This is a genomic window from Streptomyces sp. NPDC002574 (assembly GCF_042889545.1).
Taxonomy (GTDB): Bacteria; Actinomycetota; Actinomycetes; order Streptomycetales; family Streptomycetaceae; genus Actinacidiphila.
Genome location: NZ_JBIARB010000011.1, coordinates 203,785 through 230,106 on the forward strand (window position 1 = coordinate 203,785; position 26,322 = coordinate 230,106).

Here is a 26,322-nt window from a genome sequence, read left to right on the forward strand (position 1 = left end):
GACGTAAACTGGCAGAGCCCGCCCGGCCGGTGTGCGGTTCTCGGACCGCATGACGGCGCCGGCTGGGCGAGCTCCGGCAGGGGCCTGTTCCCGGGCAGGTCAGCCGCGGTCGGCGGTTCCGCCCCCGGCCGGGGCGGAGGTGTGCCGGCCGCCGCCGGGCCGCGGGGGACGCCGGGTGTCGTCGGCGCTCTGCCGCGCGGCCTCCGCGACGGCCTCGGGCGTGATCCCGAACTCCCGGTAGATCCGCTCGTAGTCGGCCGACGCACCGAAGTGCTCCAGGCTCACGATCCGTCCCGCGTCGCCGACGACCTCGCGCCAGCCCTGGCCGACCGCGGCCTCGACGCTCACCCGCGCCCGCACGGCCGGCGGCAGGACCTCGTCCTGGTACGCCGGTTCCTGGGCGGCGAACCACTCCCGGCACGGCATCGACACCACCCGCACGGTGCGGCCCTCGGCGGCGAGCAGGTCGCACGCGGCCAGGGCGATCTGCACCTCCGAGCCGGTGGCCACCAGGATGACGTCCGGTTCGGACCCGGGTCCCCGGTCGGCCAGCACGTAGCCGCCCCTGGCGGCGCTGCGGGCGGGGGCGAATCCCCCGCCGGGGCCGCGGTCCAGGACGGGGAGGTTCTGCCGGGTCAGGATGAGGGCGGCGGGCCGGTCCTTGTGCTCCAGGACGGTGTGCCAGCACACGGCGGTCTCGTTGGCGTCGGCGGGACGCACCACGTCGAGGCCGGGGATGGCGCGCAGCGCCGCCAGGTGCTCGACGGGCTGGTGCGTGGGACCGTCCTCGCCCAGGCCGATGGAGTCGTGGGTCCACACGTAGATCGTGGGCAGCTTCATCAGGGCGGCCAGGCGCACGGCCGGGCGCATGTAGTCGCTGAAGGTCAGGAAGGTGCCGCCGTAGGGGCGGGTGAGGCTCTGCAGGGCGATGCCGTTGAGGATCGAGCCCATCGCGTGCTCGCGGATGCCGAAGTGCAGGGTGCGGCCGTAGGGGCCGCCCTTCCACATGTCGGTCTGGTGCTCGGGCGGCAGGAACGACGGCTCGCCCTCCATCGTGGTGTTGTTGCTCCCGGCGAGGTCGGCCGAGCCGCCCCACAGCTCGGGGAGCACCCCGGCGAGCGCGGTCAGCACCTTCCCGGACGCCTTGCGGGTGGCCATGCCCTTCTCGTCGGCCGGGAACTCCGGGATGGCGTCGGCCCATCCCTTCGGGAACTCCTGGTCCCGCAGCCGGTTGAGCAGGCGGTCGTTGTCCGGGTGGGCCGCGCGCCAGGCGTCGAACCCCTCCTGCCAGCGCTCGTGCTCCGCGCGGCCTCGCTCGCGGACCGCCCGGGCGCGTTCGAGGACGGCGTCCTCGACCACGAAGTCCCGTCCGGGGTCGAAGCCCAGGACCCGCTTGGTGGCCGCGACCTCCTCGTCGCCCAGGGCCGAGCCGTGCGCCTTGCCCGTGCCCTGCTTGGTGGGCGCCGGCCAGCCGATGACGGTGCGCAGCACGATCAGTGACGGGCGGTCGGTCTCCTGCTGCGCCGCGCCGACGGCCGTGAGCAGCGCGTCGACGTCCTCGACGTACGCGCCGGTGCGGATCCAGTCGACGGTCTGCACGTGCCATCCGTACGCGGCGTAGCGGGCGGCGACGTCCTCGCTGAAGGAGACGTTGGTGTCGTCCTCGATGGAGATCCGGTTGGAGTCGTAGAAGACCACGAGGTTGCCCAGGCGCTGGTGGCCGGCGAGCGAGCTGGCCTCGGAGGTGACGCCCTCCATGATGTCGCCGTCCGAGGCGATCACGTAGACGTGGTGGTCGAACGGGCTGGTGCCGGGGGCCGCGTCGGGGTCCAGCAGTCCGCGCTCGCGGCGGGCGCCCATGGCCATGCCGACGGCACTGGCCAGGCCCTGGCCCAGGGGGCCCGTGGTGATCTCCACGCCCCGGGTGTGCCGGTGCTCCGGGTGGCCGGGGGTCGCCGAGCCCCAGGTCCGGTAGGCCTCCAGGTCGGAGAGCTCCAGTCCGTAGCCGGACAGGTACAGCTGGATGTAGAGGGTCAGGCTGGAGTGCCCGCAGGACAGCACGAAGCGGTCCCGGCCGAGCCACTGGTCGTCGGCCGGGTCGTGCCGCATGACCCGCTGGAAGAGCAGATAGGCCAGCGGGGCCAGGCTCATGGCCGTGCCGGGGTGGCCGTTGCCCACCTTCTGCACGGCGTCCGCGGCGAGCACGCGGATCGTGTCGACCGCGCGTACGTCCGTCGCGTCCCACCCCGCCTCCGCCGCCACCGGGGAGGAAAGGTCCCGGTCCCGCTCGAAGACCGTTCCCCCGGACTGCCGGCTGGTCATACCACCACTCCCTCGCTCACTGACGGACTCCCGCGGGCGGCGCCGCACCAACGCCTCCTGCACGACGCGTACCCCGGCATCGCGGCCGAAACGTCGGCTCCTTCCATATGACGTGAGGATCCGGCCCCGCGCGACCGCGCGTGGCCCGGCCGGTACCGGGTCTGCGGGTGCACGGCGGCGGGCGCACACTGAGGGGGCGCGAGCAGCCGGACGAGGATCCCCGGAGGGGCATGAACAGCACGGCCCACGACCCGTACATCCGTGTGCGCGGCGCCCGTGAGCACAATCTGCGGAACGTCGACGTGGACATCCCGCGCGACGTCCTGGCCGTCTTCACCGGCGTCTCCGGCTCGGGCAAGTCCTCGCTGGCCTTCGGCACGATCTACGCGGAGGCGCAGCGCCGCTACTTCGAGTCGGTCGCCCCGTACGCCCGGCGGCTGATCCACCAGGTGGGCGCCCCGGCGGTCGACGAGATCCTGGGCCTGCCGCCGGCCGTCGCGCTGGAGCAGCGGCGCGGCTCCGCGACCTCGCGCTCCTACGTCGGCACCGTGACCACGCTGTCGAACACGCTGCGGATGCTCTTCTCCCGCGCCGGCCGCTACCCCGAGGGCGCGCCGAGGGCGGACTCCGACGCCTTCTCCCCCAACACCGCGGTGGGTGCCTGCCCGGTCTGCCACGGCCTGGGCCGGGTGCACCGGGCCACCGAGGAACTGATGGTGCCGGACCCGTCGCTCAGCATCCGGGAGGGCGCGATCGCCGCCTGGCCGGGCGCCTGGCACGGCAAGAACCTGCTGGACGTGACACGCACCCTCGGCCACGACGTCGACCGGCCGTGGCGCGACCTGCCGCGCGCGGACCGGGACTGGATCCTGTTCACCGACGAGCAGCCCGTGGTGACGGTGCATCCGGTGCGGGAGGCGGGCCGTATCCAGCGCCCGTACCAGGGCACCTTCCAAAGCGCCCGGCGGTACGTGATGCACACGTTCGCCGACTCCAAGAGCCAGGCGCTGCGGGCCCGCGCGGAACGCTTCCTGGAGAGCTCGGTCTGCCCGTCCTGCGGCGGCAGCCGGCTGCGCCCCGAGTCGCTGGCCGTCACCTTCGCCGGGCGATCCATCGCCGACCTCAACGCCCTGCCGCTGACGGCCCTCGCGGAGGCGCTGCGACCCGCGGCGCTGGGCCGGGTGGACGACCTCCCCGAAGGGCCCGAGCGGCAGATCGCGACGACGCTGTCCGCCGACCTCGTGGCGCGCGTGGAGGTGATCACGGAACTGGGGCTCGGCTACCTGAGCCTGGACCGCACGACCCCGACGCTGTCCCCCGGTGAACTGCAACGGCTGCGGCTGGCAACGCAGTTGAGGTCGGGCCTGTTCGGGGTCGTGTACGTCCTGGACGAGCCGTCGGCCGGGCTGCACCCGGTCGACACCGAGGCGCTGCTGACGGTGCTGGTGCGGCTGCGCGAGGCAGGGAACACCGTGTACGTCGTCGAGCACGACATGGACGTGGTGCGCCGCGCGGACTGGGTCGTCGACGTCGGGCCGCGGGCCGGCGAGCACGGCGGCCGGGTCCTGCACAGCGGCCCCGTGGACGCGCTGGCGTCCGTCGAGGAATCCGCCACCCGCCGCTTCCTGTTCGCGTCCGGGCCCGACCCCGCGGCCGGGCGCACGCCGCGCGAGCCGGCGGCCTGGCTGCGCCTGGAGGGTGTCACCCGGCACAATCTGCGCGGCCTGGACGTCGAGCTGCCCCTTGGGGTGTTCACCGCCGTCACGGGGGTGTCCGGCTCGGGGAAGTCCACGCTGGTCGGTGTGCTCGGCGCGGTCCTCACCGAGCACCTGGGGCCGGGCGGCGGCAGCGCGGCCGACGCCGGGAACGACGCCGGAGACGCGAGCGACGCCGCGGAGGGCGGCCCCGCCGATCCCCTGACCGGTGTCGCGGCCCACGGGGTGGAGGCCGTCGACCGCCTGGTGCTCGTCGACCAGAAGCCGATCGGCCGCACCCCGCGCTCCAACCTCGCCACCTACACGGGGCTGTTCGACGCCGTGCGCAAGCTCTTCGCCGCCACCGAGGACGCGCGGCGGCGCGGCTGGAAGGCGGGCCGCTTCTCGTTCAACGTCACCGGCGGCCGCTGCGAGACCTGTCAGGGCGAGGGCTTCGTCGCCGTGGAACTGCTCTTCCTCCCGGGCACGTACGCGCCCTGTCCGGTCTGCCACGGCGACCGCTACAACGAGGAGACGCTGGGCGTCCGTTACCGGGAGCGGAACGTCGCGGAGGTCCTGGGCATGACCGTCGACGCGGCGGCGGGTTTCTTCGCCGACGTCCCCGCGGTGGCACGCAGCCTGCGCACCCTGCGTGAGGTCGGCCTGGGCTACCTGCGGCTGGGGCAGCCCGCGACCGAGCTGTCGGGCGGCGAGGCGCAGCGCATCAAGCTCGCCTCGGAGCTGCAGCGCGGCCGCCGCGGCCACACGGTGTACTTGCTGGACGAACCCACGACGGGGCTGCACCCGGCCGATGTGGAGCTGCTGATGGGACAGTTGCACGGGCTCGTCGACGCGGGCCACTCCGTGTTCGTGGTCGAGCACGAGATGGGCGTGGTCGCCGGCGCCGACTGGGTGGTCGACCTGGGCCCCGGTGGCGGTGACGCGGGCGGCCGCGTCGTCGCGGCGGGACGGCCGGCGGAGGTGGCACGGACGCCCGGGAGCCGGACGGCGCGGTACCTGGCGTGCCGGCTCGCGGGCTGAATCATGTGGGGCCCCGGGCGACGCCACGCCGTGTCGGACGCCTTCACATCATCCGATATGACACAGAATGACCCGGTATCCCGCGGGCGATTCCGACGTCCGCCGACCCACCCCCTTGGAGGACCGGCATGGGTACCACCGTCGCGGACGTCATGGTCGCCACCCTGGCGGCCTCCGGGGTGCGGCGCGTCTACGGCCTGCCGGGGGACTCCCTCAACGGCTTCACCGACGCCCTGCGCCGCAACAACTCCGTCGACTGGGCCCACGTGCGCCACGAGGAGGCCGCCGCCTTCGCCGCCGCCGGCGAGGCGGGCGTCACCGGCCTGCTCGCGGTCGCGGCCGGTAGCTGCGGCCCGGGCAATCTGCACCTGATCAACGGACTGTTCGACGCGCAGCGCAGCCGCGTCCCGGTGCTGGCGATCGCCGCGCAGATCCCGCGCGTCGAGATCGGCGGCGAGTACTTCCAGGAGACCCACCCGCAGGACCTGTTCCGCGAGTGCAGCGTCTACTGCGAGATGGCGTCGACGCCCGAGCAGGTGCCGCGGCTGCTGCGCATCGCGATGCGCACGGCGCTGGAGCGCGAAGGCGTCGCGGTGCTGGTCGTCTCCGGTGAGCTCTTCCTCGCCGCCGCCTCCGAGCCCGGCGCCCCGCGCCCCGTGACCGGCACGCACTCGCACGTACGGCCGGACGACGCGGCCCTGGCACGCGCCGCCGAGGTGCTCAACGCGGCCGAACGCCCGGCGATCCTGGGCGGCGCGGGCTGCCGCGACGCCCACGACGAGGCGGTCGCGCTGGCCGACGCCCTCAAGGCGCCCATGGTGCACTCGCTGCGCGGCAAGGAGTACCTGGAGTACGACAACCCCTACAACGTCGGGCTGACCGGCCTCATCGGCTACAGCTCCGGCTACCGCGCGATGGAGCACTGCGACGCACTGCTCATGCTCGGCACCGACTTCCCGTACCGGCAGTTCTACCCGGGCGCCGACGTGCCGGTCGTCCAGGTCGACGTGCGCGGCGAGCACATCGGGCGGCGCACCGAGGTGGACGTGCCCCTCGTCGGCACCGTCAAGGACACCGCCGCGGCCCTGCTGCCGCTGCTCCGGCCCCGGGGCGACCGTTCCTTCGCCGACCGGATGACCGGCCACTACCGTGGCGTACGCGCCCACCTCGGCCACCTCGCCGAGGGCGGCACATCCGACGGGCCCATGCACCCGCAGCACGTCGCGGCCGCCATCGACCGGATCGCGGACCCCGACGCGGTCTTCACCGCGGACGTCGGCACCCCCACGGTCTGGGCGGCCCGCTACCTGACGATGAACGGGCAGCGCCGGCTCGTCGGCTCGTTCAACCACGGCTCGATGGCCAACGCCCTCCCGCACGCCATCGGCATCCAGGCGTCCCATCCGGGCCGGCAGGTCGTCGCCTTCTGCGGCGACGGCGGTCTGACGATGCTCCTCGGCGAGCTGATCACCCTGCGCCAGCTGAACCTGCCGGTGAAGGCCGTCGTCTTCAACAACAGCGCCCTCGCCTTCGTGGAGCTGGAGATGAAGGCCGCCGGTTTTGTGAACTACGGCACCGGACTCGACCACGTCAACCTCGCCGACGTCGCCCGCGCGGCGGGCCTCTTCGGCGCCCGCGTCGACCGCGCCGACCAGCTCGGCGACGCCCTGACGGCGGCCTTCGCCCACGACGGCCCCGCCGTGATCGACGCGCGCACGGCCCGCCACGAGCTGTCCATGCCGCCGAAGATCACCCTCGAACAACTCAAGGGGTTCACGCTCTTCGCGACCCGCACCATCCTGTCCGGCCGCGCCGACGAGATCGTGGAACTGGCCAAGACCAACCTGCGCGAACTCAAGATCGGCTAGACCGGCCCGGTTCTCGCGTCCGGACTCCGGGTGATCGACAGCGGCCGTGCGAAAGGGCCGCGCGCCGATGGCACCGATCGTGTCAGGCTGCTCACCATGTGCCCGAGACGGGTGAGGTCGCCGACCTCACCGGCCATCCGGCGCGCCGCCGCTACGAGCAGGAGGAGCCACCGAAATGGAGCCATCGGAACTCCGCCGCGCCGTCGAGGCGGGAAGGGCGACCGCTTCGGAGTCGGGCCTTCGGGTCGATGATGCGGTCGTCGTCCACAACTCGGACCGTGTCGCGCTGCGTCTGGCCCCTTGCGATGTTCTGGCCCGGGTCGCACCGTCGGGGCATCTGGCCGATTCCGAGTTCGAAGTGGCGGTTGCTGGGCGTCTCGCCGACGTCGACGCTCCGGTCGCCGGGCTCGACCCTCGGGTCGACCCCCGGGTCCATGTGCGCGACGGCTTCGCCATCTCGCTCTGGACCTACTACGAACCCGTGGAATCTCCGATCGCGCCGGCCGACTACGCGGACGTCCTCCTGCGGCACCATGCCGCCCTGCGCCGGATCGCTCTGCAGGCACCGCATGTCACCGATCGGGTGGCCGCGGCGCTCAGAGAAGTGAACGACCGGGAAAAGTCCCCCGAGTTGCCCGATTCCGACCGGCAACTCCTCAGCGGCACCCTCAGTGGACTGGGCGTCGCGATCGGCGTCGAGGATGCCCGCGACCAGCTGCTGCACGGCGAGGCCCATCCGGGCAACGTCCTCAACACGACGAGGGGGCCGCTCTTCGTCGACCTCGCCACGTGCTGCCGCGGGCCGGTCGAGTTCGATCTCGCCCATGCGCCCGAAGAAGTGGGAACGCACTACGCGGGGGCCGACCACGGTCTGATCGACCGATGCCGCGCCCTCAACTGGGCGATGTTCTCGGCCTGGCGCTGGCGCCGGGACGACCACATGCCCGACCGGGACAGCTGGAGGGTGGAGGGGCTCCACCGGGTTCGTGCCGCACTCGATCGCTGCGGACTGGGCTGACTCCCCGATCAGGCCCGTCGCACGGCGGGCCCGGAACCTGCTCATGGGCGGCTCGAGGTCCGGGCGTCACATCCCGCCCGGCGTACGCAGTGCGTCGGCCATGCCTCCGAGGTGGTCGGAGACCGGGCCGAGGGTGAAGAGGCCGCCGCCGGCGGCCAGTTCGCCGGCGGCGGGGAGCAGGCGGTCGTGGGCGCGCCGGAGAGCGGCGCGGTCGCCGAGACGGAGCGCGACGTGGGCCTCCAGGACGCAACACGCCTCGTAGAGCAGGTCGGGCGGCGGTTCGGGGAGGGCGCGGAGAGCGGCGCGGGCCTCCGCGGGGCGGCCGTCCGCGAGCAGGGCGAAGGGCTCGGTCCAGGGGCGGAACGGGCCCCAGTCGAGGCCGCGGTCGATGGCGACCGGAGCGGTGGACAGCGGCTCCTCGGAGGTCAGCCGGAGGGACAGGAGCGCGAGCGGGAGCAGACCGCGTTCGAGGCCCGGCATGCCCGCGCCGTGCAGGCGCGCCGCGGCCGCACGGTACGCGGTCGCGGCCTGGCCGGGGCGACCATGGGCGGCGAGTCGCATCGCTCGGTACCACTGGGTGAACACACCGGCCAGCGGCAGTTCGTGGCGTTCGGCGAGCGCGTCCGTGGCGGCGGCGTGCCGGTCGGCCGCCGCGAAGTCGGCGAGGGCCGAGCGGGCCTGGACGCGGATCAGGTGGCCGAGCACTTCGTAGGTCACCAGCCCGTGCCGGGCGGCGAGTTCGACGAGTTCGGCGCCGATCGCGTCGCGGCGCGGTGCCAGGCCGGCGCGGGTGCAGGACTGCATGAAGACGGCGTCGAGCGCGAACGCCAGGAGCGCGGGATCGTCCAGGCGGCGTGCGATGGCCTCGGCATCCCGGGCGGCCTCCGGGCCGCGCGGTGTGCGGATGCCGCGCGTCTCCAGGGCGATCGTGGCCAGCAGGCGGCAACGCGCCGCGTCCTGGGAGCCGCCGGAGGCCGGCAGGGCCGCGAGGGCCCGCTCGGCGGCGGCGACGATACGCCGGGCGCGCGTGGGGTCGTCGCTGCGGGTCCAGATCGCGGGGACGTCGTACGCGCCGATGACGCGTGCGGTCAGTTCGGGGTCGCCGAACTCCTCGGCCGCCGTGACCGCCTCCAGGCGGTGCCGCTGGGCCTCCTCCAGTCCGCCGCCCCCGGTGACCGCGAGGTTCCTGATCAGGCCCACGGTCGCCTCCAGCCGGGCCCGGGCGCCGCCGGCGACGGTGCGGTCGTAGGCGGCCGTAGCCCGCGTCCACAGCCGGGCCGCCGTGGCGGCGGGCTCGGCGGGCAGGTCGAGGCCGGGCGCTTGCGCGAGGACGTCCGCCTCCAGGCGCCGCAGCGCCGGGCCGGGGTCGACGCCCAGGCGGTCGGCGAGAACGGAGCGGGCCTCGCGCAGGGCCGCCAGGGCGTCGCCCTGCCGGCCCTGCCGGTACAGGGCGAGCGCCAGCAGCCGCCGTGCCTCCTCGCGCAAGGGGTGGCCGGACAGCAGCACCTCCAGCCCGGGCACGGCCTCCGCGGCCCGGCCGAGGGTCAGCAGCACACCGGCACGCCGCTCCTCCGCCTGCAGCCGCAGTTCGCCGAGGCGGGCGCGCTCCGCCCGGGCCCAGTCCTCATCGGCGAACTCGGCGTAGGCGGGGCCCCGCCACAGCCCGAGGGCGTCCTCCAGCCGGGGCAGTGCCCGCTCCGCGGGCCACTCGGCCGCCGCGGCGAGGTCCGCTTCGAAACGCCAGGCGTCCACGGCCCCGGGCTCCGGGCGCAGTGCGTACCCCGGCCCTTCGGTGACCAGCAGGCGGGATGGGGCGCGCCGCGGGCGGTCCGGCTCCAGGGCGCGGCGCAGGGCACCGACGAACGTCTGGACGGCTCCCACGGCACCGGGCGGCGGATCCGCCCACAGGTCCTCGACGAGACGCGCGACCGGGACGACTCGCCGGCGGGCGACGACCAGGCGTGCCAGCACGGCCCGGTGCCGCGGCCCCTTCAGGGCGAGGGGGCCGGCGCCGCTCTCGGCGACCACAGGTCCCAGCACGCCGAACGCGACCCGTTCCATCGCCACCTCTCCGAACGTCCTGCCGCCACGGTACGCGCCGGACGGGCGGCGCCCAGGGCCCGGCTTCGTGCCACTGGTGCCGGCCGGTGCTGACGGGTGCCACCGGTGCTGACCAGGTGCTGATCCACGCCCGGCAGGCTCGTGGTCGTCACCACCCCCACCGGCCCGAAGGAACTTCCCATGACACCGGTCATCCCCGGCTTCGACTACCGGACCGTCCCCGCCGCCGACGATGTCGCGCTCAACGTCGCCGTCGGCGGGTCGGGCACGCCGGTCGTGCTGCTGCACGGCTTCCCGCAGACCCACCTGATGTGGCGGCATGTGGCCGTCGACCTCGCCGCCGATCACACGGTCGTCTGCCCGGACCTGCGCGGCTACGGCGCCAGCGGCAAGCCCGCGGAGAACGCGGCGGGCACGGCGTACTCCAAGCGCACGATGGCCGCCGACGTCGTCGCCGTCGCCCGCGCCCTGGGGCACGAGCGCTTCGCCCTCGCCGGGCACGACCGCGGGGCGCTCGTCGCGTTCCGCGCGGGTCTCGACCACCCGGAGGCCGTCACCCACCTCGCCTCGCTGGATGTGCTGCCCACCCTCGACATGTGGGACGTGATGCGCGGCACGAGCGCGGCCGTCGGTTTCCACCTCTACCTCATGGCCCAGCCGCCCGGACTGCCCGAGCGCATGATCGGGGCCGCTCCGGACGCGTTCTTCGGGCACTTCCTCGACCTGTGGGCCCGTGACCCGCACGCGATCCCCGAGGAGGTCCGCGCCGCCTACCTCAGCGCGTCGCGCTCGGCCGTCCCCTCCATCGTCGCGGACTACCGCGCCTCGGCCGGGATCGACGTCGCGCACGACCGGGCCGACCGCGAGGCCGGCCGCCGGCTGGAGATGCCGGTGACCGTGCTCCAGCAGGACTGGGGCGCGGTCCTGGGGTTCGACGCCGCCGCCCTGTGGGGTGCCTGGGCGCCCGATCTGCGTCATCTGGCCGTCGACTGCGGCCACTTCATGGCCGAGGAGGCCCCGGGGGAGGTCGTGAAGGCGCTCCGCGAGCTGCTCGACCGCGACCACGCGTGACACCGTGACACCGTGACGACGGGCCGCGCCGGGTCAGAGCGCCCACGTCGACATCGGGTCGGAGCGCAGTTCGCCGCGCAGGAGGGCGATGAACACGTCGGCGCGGGCCATCATCGGCTCGATGGACAGGTCGGTCGTGAACACGGAACCCCCGCCGCCGGTGCGGAACGAGTTCGCGACGTCCCTGGGGATCGCGGGTGCCCAGCCCAGCGGCCGGTCCCGGGCCCGCCGTGACAGGGCGAGCGCGACGGGTACGCGGCCCGCGCCGGTGCCCAGGTGCTCATCGAGGGACGCCGAGACGCAGCCGACGAACCCGACGGTGGCCTGCAGCAGCCAGTCACGGCGGGCCTCCTCCAGCCAGGCGGGGCGCCCGGGCTCCTCCCCGGCCTCCTGCGCCGGCAGGTACAGCCACACTTCGATCTGGGCGTCCCGGTCCCAGAAGCCGTAGCCGCGGAACGACGTGTGCGAACTCCCCATAGGGACACGGGGCCACGGGGCCGCCCCACCCGGCCACCGGGTTTCCGCGGAGACGGCGCGGGAGCACGTCGGCGAGGACCGCCGCCGCTCCTGGAACGCAGTGGCGAGCGGCGGGGGTTGAGGTGTCCGCGGGACGTGCCGATCCGGCCGTCCCGCCCCCGCCGGCGGCGGTCCCTCCGCGCCCCACGCGGCACTCCCGGCCCACGTCCCCCCATTTCCACGGGGGTTCGTCGGCCGTAAACCCGTTCGACGCCGTTGTGCGCGTGGGAAAGATCACCCCGCAAGGACCGCTCCCCCAGCGGGGATTCCGCGGCAGGATGCGGTGCCTCCCCACCCGGGTGGTCTCGACAAGCCGGCGGGGCTACCGGCCCCCTGGAAGAACCGCAAGGAACGTCCCTTGAGATCATCACCGAGACGCTGGAGCGTGCTCGCCGTCGCCGGCGCCGCCGTTCTCTCGCTGGCACATCCCGCCACCGCGTCCTCTGACTCCCCCGAAACCCCCTCCTCCGCCACCACCCCGGCACAGAACAACGTGCCGCCCGGCACCCACACCGTCACGCTCGTCACGGGTGACGTGGTCACGACCCGTCAGTCCACCGGCAGCGGCAAGGGCGGCACCGTCGACGTGCGCTCCGCGACGGGCGGCCCTGCCGAGGCGCGCGTCATGGAGTCCGGCGGGGACCTGTACGTCTTCCCCTCCGCCGCGCTGCCCTACGTGGCGGCGGGCACGCTCGACCGGCGCCTGTTCAACGTCAGCGACCTGGTCGCCGACGGCTACGACGACGCCCACCGCGACCGGCTGCCGCTGATCGTCTCGTACACCACGTCCGCCGCGGGACTGCGGGCCACCGCGCCGGCCGGCGCGGCCCGGGTCAGGGACCTGAGCAGTGTGCAGGGCGCCGCACTCACCGAGGACCGCGACCGCTCGGCCGACTTCTGGCAGGCCGTCACCGCGGCGCCGGCCAACGGTGCGCGGGCGGCGGCCAAGAGTGGTGTCCCGGCCTTCGGCGCCGGCATCGCCCGCATCTGGCTCGACGGCGTGGTGAAGCCGGACCTCGCCGACACCACCGCCCAGATCGGCGCGCCCACCGCCTGGGCGGACGGGAACACCGGGCAGGGCGTGGACGTCGCCGTCCTGGACACCGGCATCGACGCCGAGCACCCCGACTTCGGCGGACGCATAGCCGCCACCGCGAGCTTCGTCCCCGACGAGGACGTCACCGACCGCAACGGTCACGGCACCCACGTCGCGTCCACCATCGCCGGCACCGGAGCGGCCTCCGACGGCAAGGAGCGAGGCGTCGCTCCCGGGGCCGAACTCCACATCGGCAAGGTGCTGTCCAACGCGGGCGGAGGCCAGGACTCCTGGGTGCTGGCCGGCATGGAGTGGGCCGCGGTCGACCAGCACGCCGACGTCATCAGCATGAGCCTGGGCGGCAACACCCCCTCGGACGGCACGGACCCCATGAGCGAGGCGGTGAACCGCCTCAGCGCCCAGACCGGCGCGCTCTTCGTCATCGCCGCCGGCAACGCCGGTGCGCCCAACACGATCAGCTCGCCCGGCGCCGCGGACTCCGCGCTGACCGTGGGCGCCGTCGACTCGGCCGACAACGTCGCGTTCTTCTCCAGCCAGGGCCCGCGGGTCGGTGACGGCGGCCTCAAGCCGGAGATCACCGCCCCCGGCGTGGACGTGCTCGCCGCGCGCTCGCAGTACGCCCCCGAGGGCGAGGGCAGCTACCAGACGCTGAGCGGTACCTCGATGGCGACGCCGCACGTCGCCGGGGCCGCGGCCCTGCTCGCCGCCGCGCGGCCCGGCCTCACCGGCACCCAGCTCAAGGACCTCCTGGTCAGCAGCTCCCGGCAGACCCCGCAGTACGACGCCTTCCAGGCCGGCAGCGGCCGGGTGGACGTGCCCGCGGCGCTGCGCGCGGGCGTCTTCGCCTCGGCGACCGCGTTCGCCGGGCAGGTGGCGCAGGGCGGAACCGGCGCCGTGCAGCGCCCGGTGACGTACACCAACACCGGTGACTCCGCCGTCACCCTCGGCCTGTCGGTGCAGGCGCCGAACGCCCCCGCGGGCCTGTTCCGGCTCTCGGCCTCCCAGGTCGTCGTCCCGGCGCACGGCACCACCGAGGTCACGCTCACCATCGACGCGTCCAAGGCCACGGGCAGCAACCGCTGGTCGGGCCAGGTCCTCGCGACCGACGCGTCCGGGGCCGTCGCCGCGCACACCGCGGTGTCCCTCGGCGACGTGGCGCACAAGCTGACCGTGCTGCTCAAGGACGCCCACGGCAACCCCATGTCGGGCGTGGTCGAACTGCTCAGGTCCGGGGAGTTCGGTCCCGACTTCTGGGTCGTCGACGAGTCCGGCGTGCTGGAGACGTTCCTGCCCGACGACGTGTACTCGGTGCTGTCCTTCAAGGACGTGGAGGGCGTGCACGGCCCGCACTCGCTGGGCATGGCGCTGCTGGGCGACCCCGAGGTCGTCATGGACCACGACACGACCGTGACGCTGGACGCGCGCAAGCTCCGCCGGGTCGACATGACGACCCCGCGGACGACCGAGACGACCTACCAGCGCCTGGAGTACAACCGCGCGATGGGTGGCGGCACTTGGCGCGACTACATGGAGACCCAGACCAGCTACGACAGCCTCTGGGCCCAGCCGACCACCCATGACGTCGAGCACGGCGACTTCTACCTCGGCGCCCGCTGGCGCAAGGAGCAGCCGGTGCTCGCCGTCTCCACCCCCAGCGGCACCTTCACCGACGTCCTGCGGCAGGACGGCGTCACCCCGCTGCCCAAGGGCCACTACCGGCTCCCGCTCGTCGCGGCGGGGGACGGCGCGGCCGCCGACTGGGCGAAGATCGACGCGCGCGGCAAGGCGGTGGTCGTGCGCCGCAACGACGCGGTCGGCGACGCCGAGCAGGCGGCTGCCGCCGCGAAGGCCGGCGCCAAGCTGCTGCTCGTCGTCAACAACCAGCTCGGCCGCCAGCTCCGCAGCTACAGCCCCGACTGGAACACGGCCGCCGGCCTCGACGTCGCGCTGCTCAGCACGGACGAGGGCGAGCGGCTGCTGCGGCAGGCCACCGGGCGCGGGACCGTGCTCACCGTGGACTCCCAGCCCAACAGCCCCTACGTGTACGACCTGATGTGGACGTGGCACAACCGTGTCCCGTCCGACATGGTCGTCAAGGGCAGCTCGAAGAACCTGGCCCGCGTCGACGTCACCTTCGACAGCCCCGACCCGTCGCTGGGCGGCGGCGAGTGGCGCTTCGACTGGCCCGTGTACTCGAACTGGGGCATCGGCCTGACGATCAGGGAACCCATGGACAGCCGCCGCGTCGACTGGGTCTCCACCGGCGGCGACAACTCCTGGGGCCAGGAGGCGTACGTCGACGGCCTGATCTACGAGATCGAGCCGCGCACCACCTACCGGCCCGGCAGCTCGCACACGCAGGAGTGGTTCAAGCCGGTCGCGCGGCCGTACCTCGACAACAACTACAAGCTGCCCACGCGCAGCGGGAGCCGGCTCAACCTCGACGTGCCCGCGTGGGGCAGTGCGGACCACGTCGGCATGTCCATGGACTACGACCGCATGCGGCAGTCCCTCACCCTCTACCAGGGCAGCACCCGCCTGGCCGTCGGCTCCTACACCACGGTCGCGGCCGACGCCCCGGGCGCGGGCCGGCTGCCCTACCGCCTGGTGCTGGACGGCAGCCGGGACGCCACGGTGAGCCCGTACTCCGGCACGACGCACACCGAGTGGGGGTTCAACTCGGCCGCGCCCACCGGTGACGAGTCCGCGGTCCTGCCGCTGATCCAGCTCGACTACGGCATCGCCACCGACGCGGACGGCCGCGCCGACCGCCACGCCGGCGTCACCGTCTCCGCCGCGCACCTGCCGGGTGCCGCGGGCGCGGGCAGGATCGCCCCCGTCACGGTGGAGTTCTCGTACGACGACGGGCACACATGGCAGAAGGCGACCTGCGGCCACGACGGCCGTTTCGCGCCGTCCGCGCCGAAGCAGGCCCGCTTCGTCTCCCTGCGGGCCACCGCCCGCGACTCGGCCGGGAACACCGTCACCCAGTCGGTGATCCGCGCCTTCGGTCTGCGCTGACGGACTCGCCCGTACGGGCGTCGGCACGACAAGTCGCCTGTATTCAGACGCACTTGACCGACGCCCGTACGGCGACCACCCCCGAGCGGTACCGTGACCGCGGGCCGGCAGATACGCGCTCCCCCGTCCGTATCTGCCGGCCCGCCTCGTTGTGCGCCCGCCCCCGCGCCCCCGCGTGAGCCGCGTGGGCGCCCGGACTACTCGGCGCCGTGCCCGGCCGCCGCCGGGGCGGCCCAGCGGCTCCATGCCGGGATGGGTTCGCGGGCCCGGAGCCAGGCGGCCGGGACGCCGGACGTGCCCGTACGGGAGGCGACGACGCCGCCGGCGATGGCGCACGTGGTGTCGCGGTCGCCCCATCCGGCGACGGTCTGCCACAGCGCCTCGGGCAGGTCGTCCAGGTGTCCCGCCGCGGCCCACAGGGCGAACGGCACCGTGTCCCCGGCCGACATCCGCGTCCCGGAGCCCAGCACGGACGCCGCGTGGCGGACCGAGGTGTGCTCGGGGAAGTGGGCGGCGACCAGCAGCCCGGAGCGCACGTCGCTGTCCGGCACGTGGGAGGCGACCTCGCGCAGGAAGGCGGACCGCGGCGGGGCGTCCTGGTCCGCGCCGACGGCTGCCAGCGCGGCGGCGACCGCCACGGCCGCGGCGCCCGCTGCCGCCTCCGGGTGGGCGTGCGTGGTCGCCGCGGAGAGCCCGGCCTGCCGGGCGGCGGCTGCCAGGTCGTCCCGGAACCACGCGCCCAGCGGTGCGACCCGCATCGCGGCACCGTTGCCGTGGGAACCCTGGCCGCCGAACTGCGCCGTGGTGACCGCCCGCCAGTCCTCGCCCTCGCCGATGCGCCGCAGCACGCCGTGCATGGACGCACCGTACTTGCGCGCCGGATCCCGGTCGTACTCTGCGGCGAACTCCCGGGCCAGGTCGTCCGGGCGGACCTCCCCGTGGGTCATCAGGTGCGCGAAGAGGACGAAGGCCATCGCGGAGTCGTCCGTCCACAACCACGGCGTGGGCCGGAGCTCCCGCGCGGCCCACTGCTCCTCGACGGGCTCGTGGGAGAGCGTGAACCAGCTGTCGCCGAAGGCGTCGCCCAGCACGAGGCCGTCCAGGGACGCGTGGGCATGCTGGGTAGTGCTCATTACGTACGCTCCTTGCGACGATGACCGGCCACGGCATTCTCGTCGCAGGCCCCTCGTGCGGGCCAATCGGATTACCGGTCGGCGGCGGCGCCCTCCCAGGCGCGCAGGTACATCCGGATCGCCCGCCGGTTGCGTTGCAGCACGTCGATGCGTCGTTCGATGCTGCTGAGCTGGCGTCGCAGCCCGTCCAGGTCCCTCTCCGCCAGGCAGTCCGGCGCCTGCGTGCCCTCCTTCGTGGCGTCGAGGCACGGCAGGACCTCGCGGATCATCTCCGTCGTCAGGCCGGCTTCGAGAAGCTCGCGGATCTGCAGCACCCGGTCGACGGCCGGCTCGCCGTAGGTGCGGTATCCGTTGCTGCTCCGGAACGGGTGCAGGATGCCGACCTCTTCGTAGTAGCGAAGCAGTCGCGGCGCGACACCCGTCCTCGCGGCCAGGTCTCCGATCTTCACATCGCCCTCCTGCGGTTGGGGGTCCGTGGGACGGCCTCGCCGCCGCCGGCTTGACCTTCACATTAATGGAAAGGTTTAGCTTTTTCCACGGCCCCGGACGGGCCGGAGGGAACACACCCGGGCTCATGGAGAAAGGCGCCACCGTGTTGACGATCGGCGAGCTCGCCGAAAAGGCCGGGGTCACTCCCCGCATGCTGCGCTATTACGAGCAGCAAGGGCTGCTCACTTCCGGCCGTGGAACGAACGGGTACCGGATCTACGGGAAAGCGACGGTCGGGCTGGTCGTACAGGTGCGGGAACTGATCGCGTCGGGACTTCCCACGCGTCTCGTCCGTACCGTGCTTCCCTGGCTCGGACGCCAGGAATGCGATTCCCCGCCCGCCTGCGAGCCTCTTGACCAGGAAGAGATCGACGCACTGCGGCAGCACCTCCACAACCTCGACCGCCGCATCGAGGTGCTGTCCCGCAACCGCCGGGCCATCGGCGACTACCTGCGCCTCATGGGCGCGAACCCGCACGGTGCCGAGCGTCACACCAACCGTGTGCTTGACCTTGACACTAGCGTCAATCCTTAGCGTCGGCCGCGTACGTGCAACCCGGCTGACCAGCACAAGGAGACATCACCATGCCCGAGACTCTGACAGGACGCACCGCGCTCGTGACGGGAGGATCGCGCGGCATCGGCGCCGAGATCGCCCGTGGACTGGCGCGCGAGGGGGCAAGTGTCGCCATCACCTACCGAAACTCGCGCGAACAGGCGGAAGAGGTCGTGGCCGAAATGGCCGCTCTGGGCGCGAAGGCGTTCGCATTGCAGGCGGACCAGTCGGTCCCCCGCGAAGCGGCGGCGGCCGTCGAACAGGCCGCCGAGCAATGGGGCGGCAGGATCGACGTACTGGTGAACTCCGCCGGCGTCGCCGTCATGGGCGAAGTCGGCCGGCCCGACGAACTCGCGGAAATCCAGCACATGATGGCCACCAATGTCATGGGCACCATTGCCACGACGCATTCCGCCGCACGTTATCTGCCCGCCGGTGGGCGAGTCGTCCTGGTGGGCAGCATCGTCGCCCACCGCATTCCCGCCCCCGGCGTCGCCGAGTACGCGGCGAGCAAGGCGGCGATCGACCAGCTCGCCCGCGGGTGGGCGCGCGACCTCGGCCCGCGCGGCATCACCGTCAATGTCGTGCAGCCCGGCGCGACCGATACGGACATGAATCCCGCGGACGGCCCGTTCGCGGCCAACCAGGTGGCGATGACGCCCCTCGGCCGCTTCGGCACCACGGACGACGTCGCGAAGGCGGTCGTCTTCCTCGCGAGCGAGGACGCCGCGTTCATCACGGGCGCGCTGCTGACCGTCGACGGCGGACTGAGCATCTGACGCGGGAGCAGTAGCCGCGGCCCGCGAGGCTCCGGTCCCACGACGTCAGTCGAGGGCACCGGGGCCTCCCCCCGTGCGGGGGCCACGCCCGGCGTCGCCCGTTCGGCCTACGCGGCAAGCGGCACGCGACCCGCAAGTCGAACGCGGTGCGTTCCCCCGCCCCTGGCGCGGCCGCCCCACCAGGCCGTCCCCGCCGGCGCCCGCCCCCCGCCCGGGCCGCGCCGGATCGGTGATGCCCACCCCCGAACTCGACCGGCTCCCGGGCCCGTTGCAGGCCCGGGGCCCCGCCTCGGGTGACCCGTGACCGTCCGTCACCCACTGGCCCGGGATGCGATCCCGGCCGCGCGAGGTAGGCCGGACGGATGACACGCGGCGGGCGGGAGTGGACCACCCGGGGGACCCCGAGGCATATGACGGTATGTCACAAGAAGCGGTTTTCATCCCGTAATGGTTTGCTGCCCATGGCGGCGGATCGGCCCTGACCCACGTCCGCTTCGCCGTCGCGTTTTCCCTCTCGCACACATCTCCCAAGGAGGAGTTTGATGTCGGTCTACACCCCCCAGCAGTTCGGGCAGCAGCAGCCGTACGCCCAGCAGTTCGGCCAGCAGGCCTGGGGCCAGCAGCAGCCGTGGGCGTCCCAGCAGGGTCTGGGCCAGCAGGCCTGGGGCCAGCAGCACGGGGCGTTCCAGCAGTACGGCCAGTACGGCAACGGGCAGGGTCAGCAGCAGCTGCCGCTCCTGGTGACGGAGGTGGCGCTGCGTTCCGCCGCCACCGCCGTGTCCGCGGTCGTCGAGCAGATGCGTATCGACCCGCAGATCGCGATGGGTATCCAGGCCCAGGGCCAGATCCCCCCGCACGCCTGGAGCGCCGTCGTGACCGAGTGCGCCCGTCGGGTCGCCCCCGTCGTGCACGCCGTTCTCGCGCAGAACTGCCAGGGCCAGCAGGGCCAGCAGTGGGGCCAGTTCGGTCAGTTCGGCCAGGGCAACCAGGCCGGCTACGGCCAGCACCACTTCGGCCAGCCGCAGTACGGCTACGCGCAGATGTCCCCCATGGGCATCTGATCGGCTTCCCGGCCGGGCGGGACACCTCGGTGTCCCGCCCGGCCGGGGCCGTCACCACGGCCGGGCGCGTCCGGCACCGGACCGCACGGCCGGTTGTTGAGGGTGGACATGCAGGAGCGACAAGGGTGAAGGCGGAGTGATGAGCGAGCAGCACGGCAACGGCGCCGCGGCGAAGGGGTCCGGCGGCTCGAGGAACGGTGGCCGCAAAACGGGCCCCGCGCCCGAGACCGGTGGCCCGCGGGAGTCGCAGACCAGCGGGGCGGCGAGCGCCCGGCAGGAGCACGACCAGGACCAGAACCGGGGCACCGGACAGCCGTTCCGGCAGACCCCCGGGCGCGACAGCACCCGGCAGACCCGCAGCGGCTGGGGGCGCTACCTCGTCGCGCCGAAGCCCGTCTCCTGGCTGCCCGGCGGTGTGCCGCCGATCGAGGCGTCCGCGCTGTTCGAGCTGCTGGAGGAGGACCCGGACGTCGAGCCGCTGCGCCAGGTGCGGCCGTCCCGGGCCCGCGGGCTCGGCGCCATCGCCGGCCCGCTGCCGATGTGCCCGGCGGTCGCGGTCGTCGCCATGCCCCACGAGCGGGCCCAGGCGCTGGCCGCCAACCCGCAGATCGTGGTGGAGGCCGACCAGCCCCTGTCGTACCCGTCCGCCCCGGCCCCCGCGGCCCTGGAGGCACCGGCCGCCGACCCGGCGATCGGCGTCACCCTGGACGAGCCCCAGCAGCTGATCGTGCGCGTCACCGGCAGCGACGGTCAGTCCGTCGGCGGCGCCGAGGTGTGGGCCACGGGCATCAGCATGACCTCGTACGCGGTCACCGGGGCCGACGGCCGCGCGCGTCTGACGCTGCCAGCCGACACCCCCGCCACGCTGCGCTCCCTGTTCGTCCGCCCGGCCGGCGGCTACTGGCCGACGCGCACGGGACGCCCGCAGCTGCTGGAGGACGCCGCGCAGTCCACGGAGCTGGCGATCGAGGTCGTGGCACTGGCGGACACCTTCGAGGGCTTCCCCGACCAGCCGCTGGTGGGCTGGGGCACGCAGGCGATGCGCCTGCACCAGATCCCGCCGACGTACCGCGGGCACGGCATCCGCATCGCCCTGCTGGACTCCGGGGTCGACGCCCACCACCCCGACCTGAAAGACACCGTCTGGCACGGCGCCGACTTCACCCCGGGCGCCGAGGACGGCGGGTGGCAGTCCGACGCGACCGGGCACGGCACCCGCTGCGCCGGGGTCGTGGCCGCCGCCGACAACCGCAACGGCATGACGGGCATCGCGGCCGACGCCGAGCTGCACGCCCTCAAGCTGTTCCCGGGCGGCCGGGTCAGCGACCTGCTCGACGCGATCGACCGCTGCGTCACGCACGACATCGACCTGGCCCAGATCAACCTGTCGTTCGGTCAGCCCTCGCAGCTCGTGGCCTGGAAGCTGCTGGACGCCCACGCGGCCGGCATCGCCGTCATCGCGCCCGCCGGGGACACCAACGCGGCGATCACGCCGCTCGCGGCCCTGCCCACCGTGCTCGCGGTCGGTGCGCTCGCGCACACCGGCACCTACCCGCCCGGCAGCCCGGTTGCCGCGGTCCAGCCACCGTGGCCGGGCCCGTTCCCCGCCCCCTTCACGCCGATCGGGCCGGGGGTCGACCTGGTCGCCCCCGGCGCGGCGATCGTGACCACGGTGCCGGGCAACGGCTACTCCGTCGCGGACGGGACCGCGCTGGCCGCCGCACACCTCACCGGTCTGGCGGCGCTGCTGCTCGCCCACCACGACCAGCTGCGCAGCTCCCCGCACCCCCGGACCGCCGAACGCGCCGACCACCTCATGGCGCTGCTCCGTACGGCCAGCCGGCCCGTGCCGGGCGCGGACCACATGCGGCAGGGCGCCGGAATGCCCGACGCGCCGATCGCCCTCGGTCTGCCCACCGTGCCCCCGGTGTACGACGGGCAGGAGTACATGCCGTCCGGACCTGCGTCGCAGAACTGACGCCGCTTCGAGCGACACCGCCCGGCCGCGCCGGGGCGGGGGCCAGGTGCCCTCCGCCCCGGCGCTGTGCGTGTCGCCCACGCATCACCGCCCGCACATTCCTCAGGCATGTGCCGCTGTCAGGTGTACGAAGGGCCGGTGCGGGCAAGGACAGGGGATGCCTGCACGTGAAGCCGTCGCCGCGCTGCTCAAGCGCGGCAGGGATCCTGTCGTCACCCTGACCCTGCGCGCCACCGTGGCGGCGACCATCTCCTATGTCATCGCGCTCCGGATCAGCACGGAGGCGGCGCCGCTCACCGCACCCCTCACCGCGCTGCTCGTCGTCCAGGTCACTCTCTACTCGACGCTCACCACCGGCATCCGCCGGGTGAACTCCGTCGTGGTCGGGGTGCTGCTCGCCGTCGGTTTCAGCGCACTGGTGGGACTGACCTGGTGGAGCCTCGGCCTCGTCGTCCTCGCGGCGCTGGTGGTGGGCCAGTTCGTGCGGGTCGACGAGTTCGTCAACGAGGTCGCGATCAGCGCGATGCTGGTCCTCGGCGTGAGCCAGCTGGCGCACCAGGCCTGGGACCGGGTGCTGGAGACGCTGATCGGGGCGGGCGTGGGCCTGCTGCTCAACTTCCTGTTCGCCCCGCCCGTGTGGGTCGGCACCGCGGGCGAGTCCATCGAGGACCTGGCCCGCCGCATGCGGCACCTGCTGCTGCGCGTCTCGGAGGAACTGGACGTGCCCACGGCCGTGGAGCACGCCGAGGCCCGGCTGCACGAGGCACGCCGGCTGGACCAGGACGTCTCCGAGGTCGACGTCGCGCTGCGCCGGGCCGAGGACAGCCTGCGCCTCAACCCGCGGGTCAAGGAGGGACTGCTGTCCCGCGTCGTGCTGCGCACCGGCCTGGACACCCTGGAGATCTGCGTGGTCGTCCTCCGTGTCCTGACCCGCTCGCTGACGGACCTGGCCAGACGGCGGGGCGAGAACGAGCCGCTGTTCGCCCGCGACGTGGCGGTGGTCATGGAGCAGCTCTTCGCCCACCTCGGCGGCGCCCTGGTGAGCTTCGCCGTCCTGGTGACCACGCCGGTGAGCCGGAACGCCGAGGAGGCCGAGGAGCGGCTGGCGGCCGAACTCAGCGCCGCCCGCGCGAGCCGTGACAATGTCGCGCAGCTGCTGCTGGACCGGGTGCGCGAGCATCCGCACGCCTGGCAGTTGCACGGCGCCATCTTGGCCGAGGTGGACCGGATCCTCGACGAGCTGACCCCCGAACACCGCTCACAGCACCTGATGGAGGAGCTGGACCGGGCGGCGCACGCCCGCCGGGAACGGTTCGCCGCGCTCACCCGCATCCGCGACGCCGTACGCGGCGGCCCGGGCGGACCGCGGCCGGCCCCGCGCGGCGGGGGCCTTCTGCTGCGCCGGTTGCAGCGGGGGGTGTGGCCGCGCGACTGAGGCGGATGCCCACGCGACAGGTGCCGGCACGGCGCACCTTATAAATTGGATGGGTGGGCCCGTCAGGCACCGAGAACGGCCGGGGAACGGCGCCGGCGGCGGACATCGACTACGCGGCGCTGTTCGCGGCCACACCGAGCCCGTGCCTGGTCCTCGATCCCGGCCTCGTGATCGTCGGGGTCAATCAGGCATACCTGGAGGCGACCGGCCGGACCTCGGACGACCTGCACGGCAGGTACATCTTCGAGGCGTTCCCCGACAACCCCGCCGATCCCCACGCGGACGGGGTCCGGAACCTCAGCGCCTCACTGGAACGCGTCCTGGCCTTCCGCACGTCCGACACCATGGCCCCGCAGAGGTACGACATCCCGGTGGTGTCCCGGCCCGGCGCGTTCGAGGAACGCTGGTGGAGCCCGATCAACACCCCGGTGCTCGCGCCCGACGGCACCGTGTCGTGGATCATCCACCGCGTGGAGGACGTGACCGCGTTCGTGCAGGCCCGCCGCCACCGCCACATGCCGGAGGGCGGTCAGCTGAGCGCCCGGGAACAGGTCATGGAGGCCGAACTGTACGTGCGTGCCCGCGAGTTGCAGGTGCTCAACGAGGAGCTGCGGCGGGCGCACGCCCGGGAGCGCCAGGTCGCGCTGACGCTGCAGGACGCCATGCTCCACTCCCCCGACCTCGCCCAGCACCGCGACGTCGCCGTGCGCTACCTGCCGGCGGCGGGCTCGCTGAACGTGTGCGGGGACTGGTACGACGTGGTCGACCTGCCCGACGACCGCTTCGCCGTCGCCGTCGGCGACGTCGTCGGCCACGGGCTGCAGGCGGCGAGCGTCATGGGCATGCTGCGCAGCGCCCTCAGCGCGGCGATGCGCACCGTCCCCGAACCGGCGCGGGCCCTGGAGATCCTCGGGCAGTACGCCCGCAGCGTCGAGGGTGCCCTGGCCACCACCGCCGTGAACGTGCTGATCACGCGGAAGAACCGGGAGATCACGTACAGCAGCGCCGGCCATCCGCCGCCGGTCCTGCTGCGGGCCGACGGGAGCTTCGTGCTGCTGGACCGGGCCACCGACCCACCCCTCGGCGCACGGCCCGCCCACGTGACACGGCCCCAGGCGAGCGTGGCCTACGCGCCGGGCGATGCGCTCGTGCTCTACACCGACGGGCTCATCGAACGCCGCGGCGAGGACATCGACGTCGGCCTGGCCCGCCTCACCGACGCCCTCACCGCGAAAGCCCGGCTCGGCGCCGAACCGCTCGCCGACGCCGTCCTCCACCGCCTCGGCCTCGACCACGGCGGCGCCGACGACATCGCCCTGGTCACCGTCCGGCTGTGACCGCCGCCGCGCTCGCCTGGGCTTCCGCCCGGCGGCCCAGCACCAGGAGCCCCACACCTGCGCGAGGCAGCGGCGCGGGTTGATCAAAGGGGCCGTCCAGCAGATCAGCGACCGCCAGGGTCAGGGCCTCCCGGTCGGTGGGCACCATGCGGCCGTGCCCGTCCAGTGCGATCAGGTCGTCCACCCGTCTCCCTTACCCCGGCCCGGCCGGCCGTCGCTCGTCCGTGGAGCGGATCTCGCGGGGAGAGGCTACGGAACGCGGGGATCTTTCGGGGCGTAGTGCGAGCAAAGACCGAGGCCCGGATAAAAGATCGTTGACGCGGCGATGCCGCGACCGCTCTGATGTTCGGACGCGATTGGGTCACTGGGGAGGGGACTGCCATGAGCGGCGAACAAGCGGGGACCACGGATCCCGGGACGGCACCGGCTGCCCGGCCGTCCGTCGAGTCGGCGCAGGAGACTGCGCCCGCGGCGGGAGGCACCCCGCCGGGCATCGCCGGGCCCCACCCCCAGGTTTCCTGGGCTTCGCTGCCGACCGACGCGATGTCGCCCGAGCGGCCCAAGTCCCGCCGTGTGCTCTTCCTCGCGCTCGGCCTGCTGGCAGGCTTCGGCGTCGGCGCCTTCACCGACGCCGGCCCCTGGGCCCACGGCACCGTCTCCGCCCACTTGCCGGGCGCGCCCACGTACCGGTTGGTGCCGAGTGAAGAGTTCCGTGGCATGGAGCAACTGGACGAGGACGACCCGGAGATCGTGCAGGTCCAGGACAACTGGAACGACGATACGGGCGCGTTCAAGGATCTCATCGAGTCGATCCCGGAGACCACCATGGTGGTGGCCAGCTACCGCGATCCCGGGCAGCAACGCGACGTGTCCTTCTACGGCTTCCAGGCGCGCGACCACATCGACCTCGACCCCGACGAGGTTCTCGACACCGCGTTCGGCGAGGAGGAACGCAGGCAGTCCGAGAGCGACCTCAGCAAGATGGTCGGCGGCGAGACCAAGGTGAAGGTCGCGTACAGCTCGCGGCGGAAGGTCGACAGCGACGTCTTCGACGGCCGCATGCACTGCGTGGTCGTCACCATGACCGGCAAGGGCATCGCCAAGATCGGTTACTGCGTGTGGGCCGACCGGAGCACCATCGGCACCGTCACCTCGACGGGACGCAACGGCGAGATCGACCTCGACTCCCTGGCCGCCGACGCGCGAGCCCTGCGGCTGTCCACGGAGGTCCCCCGGTAGCGGAGCCGACACCTGCGGGGGACGGGCAGCAGAGGGCGCGCCATGAGCATCGGATGGCTGCTGGAGCCTTACGTGGTCGACTCCGTGACGTTGGCCCGCCACGTCGATCCGGCCGTCCTTGCGTCGCGCCTCGGAGCCGGGCCGCGACCGGACGTGTCGTGCGGCTCCGCCCACGAAGCGGCGGACCTGCTCGCCGATCCGGCCGTCCTGGCGGTCGCGAGGGTGGGCCGGCTCGGCGACTGGTCGTTCGCCGTGGAGTACGGGGACGCCGCCGGTTTTACGGAGCCGGGCCTGCGAGCCGCCTCCAGCGACGGCGCCGAGGCCGTGAACTTCCTGCTCACCCCTTGGCATCCGCCGTCGATGTTCGCCTACTACAGCGACGGGGTCCACGTGTGTTCCTTCGGCATCGGCGAGGAGGGCCGAAGGTGGGGAACGGCGCCTGACCTCCTGGTCCCGTATCTCGAGGCCGTGGGTCTGCTCCCTGAAGGGCCTCAACTCAACCCTCGCAGTGAACGATTGAGCATGTCGGTGATCGCGGAACACTTCGGCTTGCGCCTGTCTCGGCACGCCATCGTGGACGGCCGGCTTCCGCTGTACGTCCGGAGCCGCTCCCGATGAGAGCCCGGTGGTGGGAACCGGTCCAGGC

19 protein-coding genes are annotated in these 26,322 nt (G+C 73.5%); 13 read left to right on the forward strand and 6 right to left on the reverse strand.

What is annotated here, in order from left to right; translation table 11 throughout:
* Positions 1 to 99 precede the first annotated feature (99 nt).
* Complete coding sequence (tkt, locus tag ACFYXS_RS27155) at positions 100 to 2,322, reverse strand: transketolase (protein ID WP_389252698.1); 2,223 nt, start codon at positions 2,320 to 2,322, stop codon at positions 100 to 102.
* Positions 2,323 to 2,552: 230 nt separating this feature from the next.
* Between tkt and ACFYXS_RS27160 the strand changes: the two genes are divergently transcribed.
* The 3 genes from ACFYXS_RS27160 to ACFYXS_RS27170 all read left to right on the forward strand — a co-directional run bounded on the left by ACFYXS_RS27160 (position 2,553) and on the right by ACFYXS_RS27170 (position 7,943).
* Positions 2,553 to 5,057 (forward strand): ABC transporter, encoded by a 2,505-nt coding sequence (locus ACFYXS_RS27160; protein ID WP_389252700.1) that lies wholly within the window; start codon positions 2,553 to 2,555, stop codon positions 5,055 to 5,057.
* A gap of 128 nt (positions 5,058 to 5,185) precedes the next feature.
* A complete protein-coding gene (gene poxB / locus ACFYXS_RS27165; protein ID WP_389252702.1) occupies positions 5,186 to 6,925 on the forward strand; it encodes a ubiquinone-dependent pyruvate dehydrogenase in 1,740 nt (579 codons plus the stop codon).
* Between the two features lie 175 nt (positions 6,926 to 7,100).
* On the forward strand, positions 7,101 to 7,943 hold the full coding sequence (locus ACFYXS_RS27170; protein WP_389252704.1) for a phosphotransferase: 843 nt from the start codon (positions 7,101 to 7,103) through the stop codon (positions 7,941 to 7,943).
* 66 nt (positions 7,944 to 8,009) lie between these two features.
* Here ACFYXS_RS27170 and ACFYXS_RS27175 read toward each other — a convergent pair whose 3' ends face one another.
* Positions 8,010 to 10,004, reverse strand: coding sequence for a BTAD domain-containing putative transcriptional regulator (locus ACFYXS_RS27175; protein ID WP_389252706.1), 1,995 nt, complete (start codon positions 10,002 to 10,004; stop codon positions 8,010 to 8,012).
* A 180-nt stretch (positions 10,005 to 10,184) separates the two neighbouring features.
* On the opposite strand from ACFYXS_RS27175, the gene ACFYXS_RS27180 reads away from it, so the two are divergent.
* Positions 10,185 to 11,075, forward strand: a complete 891-nt coding sequence (locus ACFYXS_RS27180; RefSeq protein ID WP_389252708.1) for an alpha/beta fold hydrolase — start codon at positions 10,185 to 10,187, stop codon at positions 11,073 to 11,075.
* Positions 11,076 to 11,108: 33 nt separating this feature from the next.
* Here the strand turns inward: ACFYXS_RS27180 and ACFYXS_RS27185 are convergent, their stop codons facing one another.
* Positions 11,109 to 11,552, reverse strand: a complete 444-nt coding sequence (locus ACFYXS_RS27185) for a hypothetical protein (RefSeq protein ID WP_389252710.1) — start codon at positions 11,550 to 11,552, stop codon at positions 11,109 to 11,111.
* Between the two features lie 397 nt (positions 11,553 to 11,949).
* On the opposite strand from ACFYXS_RS27185, the gene ACFYXS_RS27190 reads away from it, so the two are divergent.
* Positions 11,950 to 15,669, forward strand: a complete 3,720-nt coding sequence (locus ACFYXS_RS27190) for a S8 family serine peptidase (RefSeq protein WP_389252712.1) — start codon at positions 11,950 to 11,952, stop codon at positions 15,667 to 15,669.
* Positions 15,670 to 15,866: 197 nt separating this feature from the next.
* Here ACFYXS_RS27190 and ACFYXS_RS27195 read toward each other — a convergent pair whose 3' ends face one another.
* Both ACFYXS_RS27195 and ACFYXS_RS27200 read right to left on the reverse strand, forming a co-directional pair.
* Positions 15,867 to 16,802, reverse strand: coding sequence for an ADP-ribosylglycohydrolase family protein (locus ACFYXS_RS27195; protein ID WP_389252714.1), 936 nt, complete (start codon positions 16,800 to 16,802; stop codon positions 15,867 to 15,869).
* 71 nt (positions 16,803 to 16,873) lie between these two features.
* Entirely contained in the window at positions 16,874 to 17,251 is a 378-nt protein-coding gene (locus ACFYXS_RS27200) for a MerR family transcriptional regulator (RefSeq protein WP_389252716.1), read from the reverse strand.
* A 125-nt stretch (positions 17,252 to 17,376) separates the two neighbouring features.
* Between ACFYXS_RS27200 and ACFYXS_RS27205 the strand changes: the two genes are divergently transcribed.
* From ACFYXS_RS27205 to ACFYXS_RS27230, 6 genes are all read left to right on the forward strand, one after another.
* A complete protein-coding gene (locus ACFYXS_RS27205; RefSeq protein ID WP_389252718.1) occupies positions 17,377 to 17,826 on the forward strand; it encodes a MerR family DNA-binding transcriptional regulator in 450 nt (149 codons plus the stop codon).
* 50 nt (positions 17,827 to 17,876) lie between these two features.
* Positions 17,877 to 18,626, forward strand: coding sequence for an SDR family NAD(P)-dependent oxidoreductase (locus ACFYXS_RS27210; RefSeq protein WP_389252720.1), 750 nt, complete (start codon positions 17,877 to 17,879; stop codon positions 18,624 to 18,626).
* 542 nt (positions 18,627 to 19,168) lie between these two features.
* Positions 19,169 to 19,687 carry a hypothetical protein gene (locus ACFYXS_RS27215; protein ID WP_389252722.1) on the forward strand — a complete coding sequence of 173 codons (519 nt, stop codon included), beginning with the start codon at positions 19,169 to 19,171 and terminating at the stop codon, positions 19,685 to 19,687.
* 139 nt (positions 19,688 to 19,826) lie between these two features.
* Positions 19,827 to 21,665 (forward strand): S8 family serine peptidase, encoded by a 1,839-nt coding sequence (locus ACFYXS_RS27220; protein ID WP_389252724.1) that lies wholly within the window; start codon positions 19,827 to 19,829, stop codon positions 21,663 to 21,665.
* Positions 21,666 to 21,822: 157 nt separating this feature from the next.
* The gene (locus ACFYXS_RS27225; protein ID WP_389252726.1) at positions 21,823 to 23,100 is read left to right on the forward strand and encodes an aromatic acid exporter family protein; all 1,278 of its coding nucleotides are present in this window, start codon (positions 21,823 to 21,825) and stop codon (positions 23,098 to 23,100) included.
* A 53-nt stretch (positions 23,101 to 23,153) separates the two neighbouring features.
* Positions 23,154 to 24,437: a SpoIIE family protein phosphatase gene (locus ACFYXS_RS27230; RefSeq protein WP_389252729.1), complete on the forward strand. Its 1,284-nt coding sequence runs from the start codon at positions 23,154 to 23,156 to the stop codon at positions 24,435 to 24,437.
* On the opposite strand, the gene ACFYXS_RS27235 is transcribed toward ACFYXS_RS27230, so the two are convergent.
* A complete protein-coding gene (locus ACFYXS_RS27235) occupies positions 24,421 to 24,621 on the reverse strand; it encodes a hypothetical protein (protein ID WP_389252731.1) in 201 nt (66 codons plus the stop codon). The two genes, ACFYXS_RS27230 and ACFYXS_RS27235, sit on opposite strands and share 17 nt — an antisense overlap.
* Before the next feature lie 197 nt (positions 24,622 to 24,818).
* On the opposite strand from ACFYXS_RS27235, the gene ACFYXS_RS27240 reads away from it, so the two are divergent.
* Both ACFYXS_RS27240 and ACFYXS_RS27245 read left to right on the forward strand, forming a co-directional pair.
* Positions 24,819 to 25,676 (forward strand): hypothetical protein, encoded by an 858-nt coding sequence (locus tag ACFYXS_RS27240; protein ID WP_389252733.1) that lies wholly within the window; start codon positions 24,819 to 24,821, stop codon positions 25,674 to 25,676.
* A 42-nt stretch (positions 25,677 to 25,718) separates the two neighbouring features.
* Positions 25,719 to 26,294: a DUF6461 domain-containing protein gene (locus ACFYXS_RS27245; protein WP_389252735.1), complete on the forward strand. Its 576-nt coding sequence runs from the start codon at positions 25,719 to 25,721 to the stop codon at positions 26,292 to 26,294.
* The last annotated feature ends 28 nt before the right edge of the window (positions 26,295 to 26,322 follow it).

What these genes read in the sequence shown, in the direction of transcription:
- tkt (WP_389252698.1), bottom strand. Translation starts at nt 2,322, where the DNA reads ATGACCAGCCGGCAGTCCGGGGGAACGGTCTTCGAGCGGGACCGGGAC.
- ACFYXS_RS27160 (WP_389252700.1), top strand. Translation starts at nt 2,553, where the DNA reads ATGAACAGCACGGCCCACGACCCGTACATCCGTGTGCGCGGCGCCCGT.
- poxB (WP_389252702.1), top strand. Translation starts at nt 5,186, where the DNA reads ATGGGTACCACCGTCGCGGACGTCATGGTCGCCACCCTGGCGGCCTCC.
- ACFYXS_RS27170 (WP_389252704.1), top strand. Translation starts at nt 7,101, where the DNA reads ATGGAGCCATCGGAACTCCGCCGCGCCGTCGAGGCGGGAAGGGCGACC.
- ACFYXS_RS27175 (WP_389252706.1), bottom strand. Translation starts at nt 10,004, where the DNA reads ATGGAACGGGTCGCGTTCGGCGTGCTGGGACCTGTGGTCGCCGAGAGC.
- ACFYXS_RS27180 (WP_389252708.1), top strand. Translation starts at nt 10,185, where the DNA reads ATGACACCGGTCATCCCCGGCTTCGACTACCGGACCGTCCCCGCCGCC.
- ACFYXS_RS27185 (WP_389252710.1), bottom strand. Translation starts at nt 11,552, where the DNA reads ATGGGGAGTTCGCACACGTCGTTCCGCGGCTACGGCTTCTGGGACCGG.
- ACFYXS_RS27195 (WP_389252714.1), bottom strand. Translation starts at nt 16,802, where the DNA reads ATGAGCACTACCCAGCATGCCCACGCGTCCCTGGACGGCCTCGTGCTG.
- ACFYXS_RS27205 (WP_389252718.1), top strand. Translation starts at nt 17,377, where the DNA reads ATGGAGAAAGGCGCCACCGTGTTGACGATCGGCGAGCTCGCCGAAAAG.
- ACFYXS_RS27210 (WP_389252720.1), top strand. Translation starts at nt 17,877, where the DNA reads ATGCCCGAGACTCTGACAGGACGCACCGCGCTCGTGACGGGAGGATCG.
- ACFYXS_RS27215 (WP_389252722.1), top strand. Translation starts at nt 19,169, where the DNA reads ATGTCGGTCTACACCCCCCAGCAGTTCGGGCAGCAGCAGCCGTACGCC.
- ACFYXS_RS27220 (WP_389252724.1), top strand. Translation starts at nt 19,827, where the DNA reads ATGAGCGAGCAGCACGGCAACGGCGCCGCGGCGAAGGGGTCCGGCGGC.
- ACFYXS_RS27225 (WP_389252726.1), top strand. Translation starts at nt 21,823, where the DNA reads ATGCCTGCACGTGAAGCCGTCGCCGCGCTGCTCAAGCGCGGCAGGGAT.
- ACFYXS_RS27240 (WP_389252733.1), top strand. Translation starts at nt 24,819, where the DNA reads ATGAGCGGCGAACAAGCGGGGACCACGGATCCCGGGACGGCACCGGCT.
- ACFYXS_RS27245 (WP_389252735.1), top strand. Translation starts at nt 25,719, where the DNA reads ATGAGCATCGGATGGCTGCTGGAGCCTTACGTGGTCGACTCCGTGACG.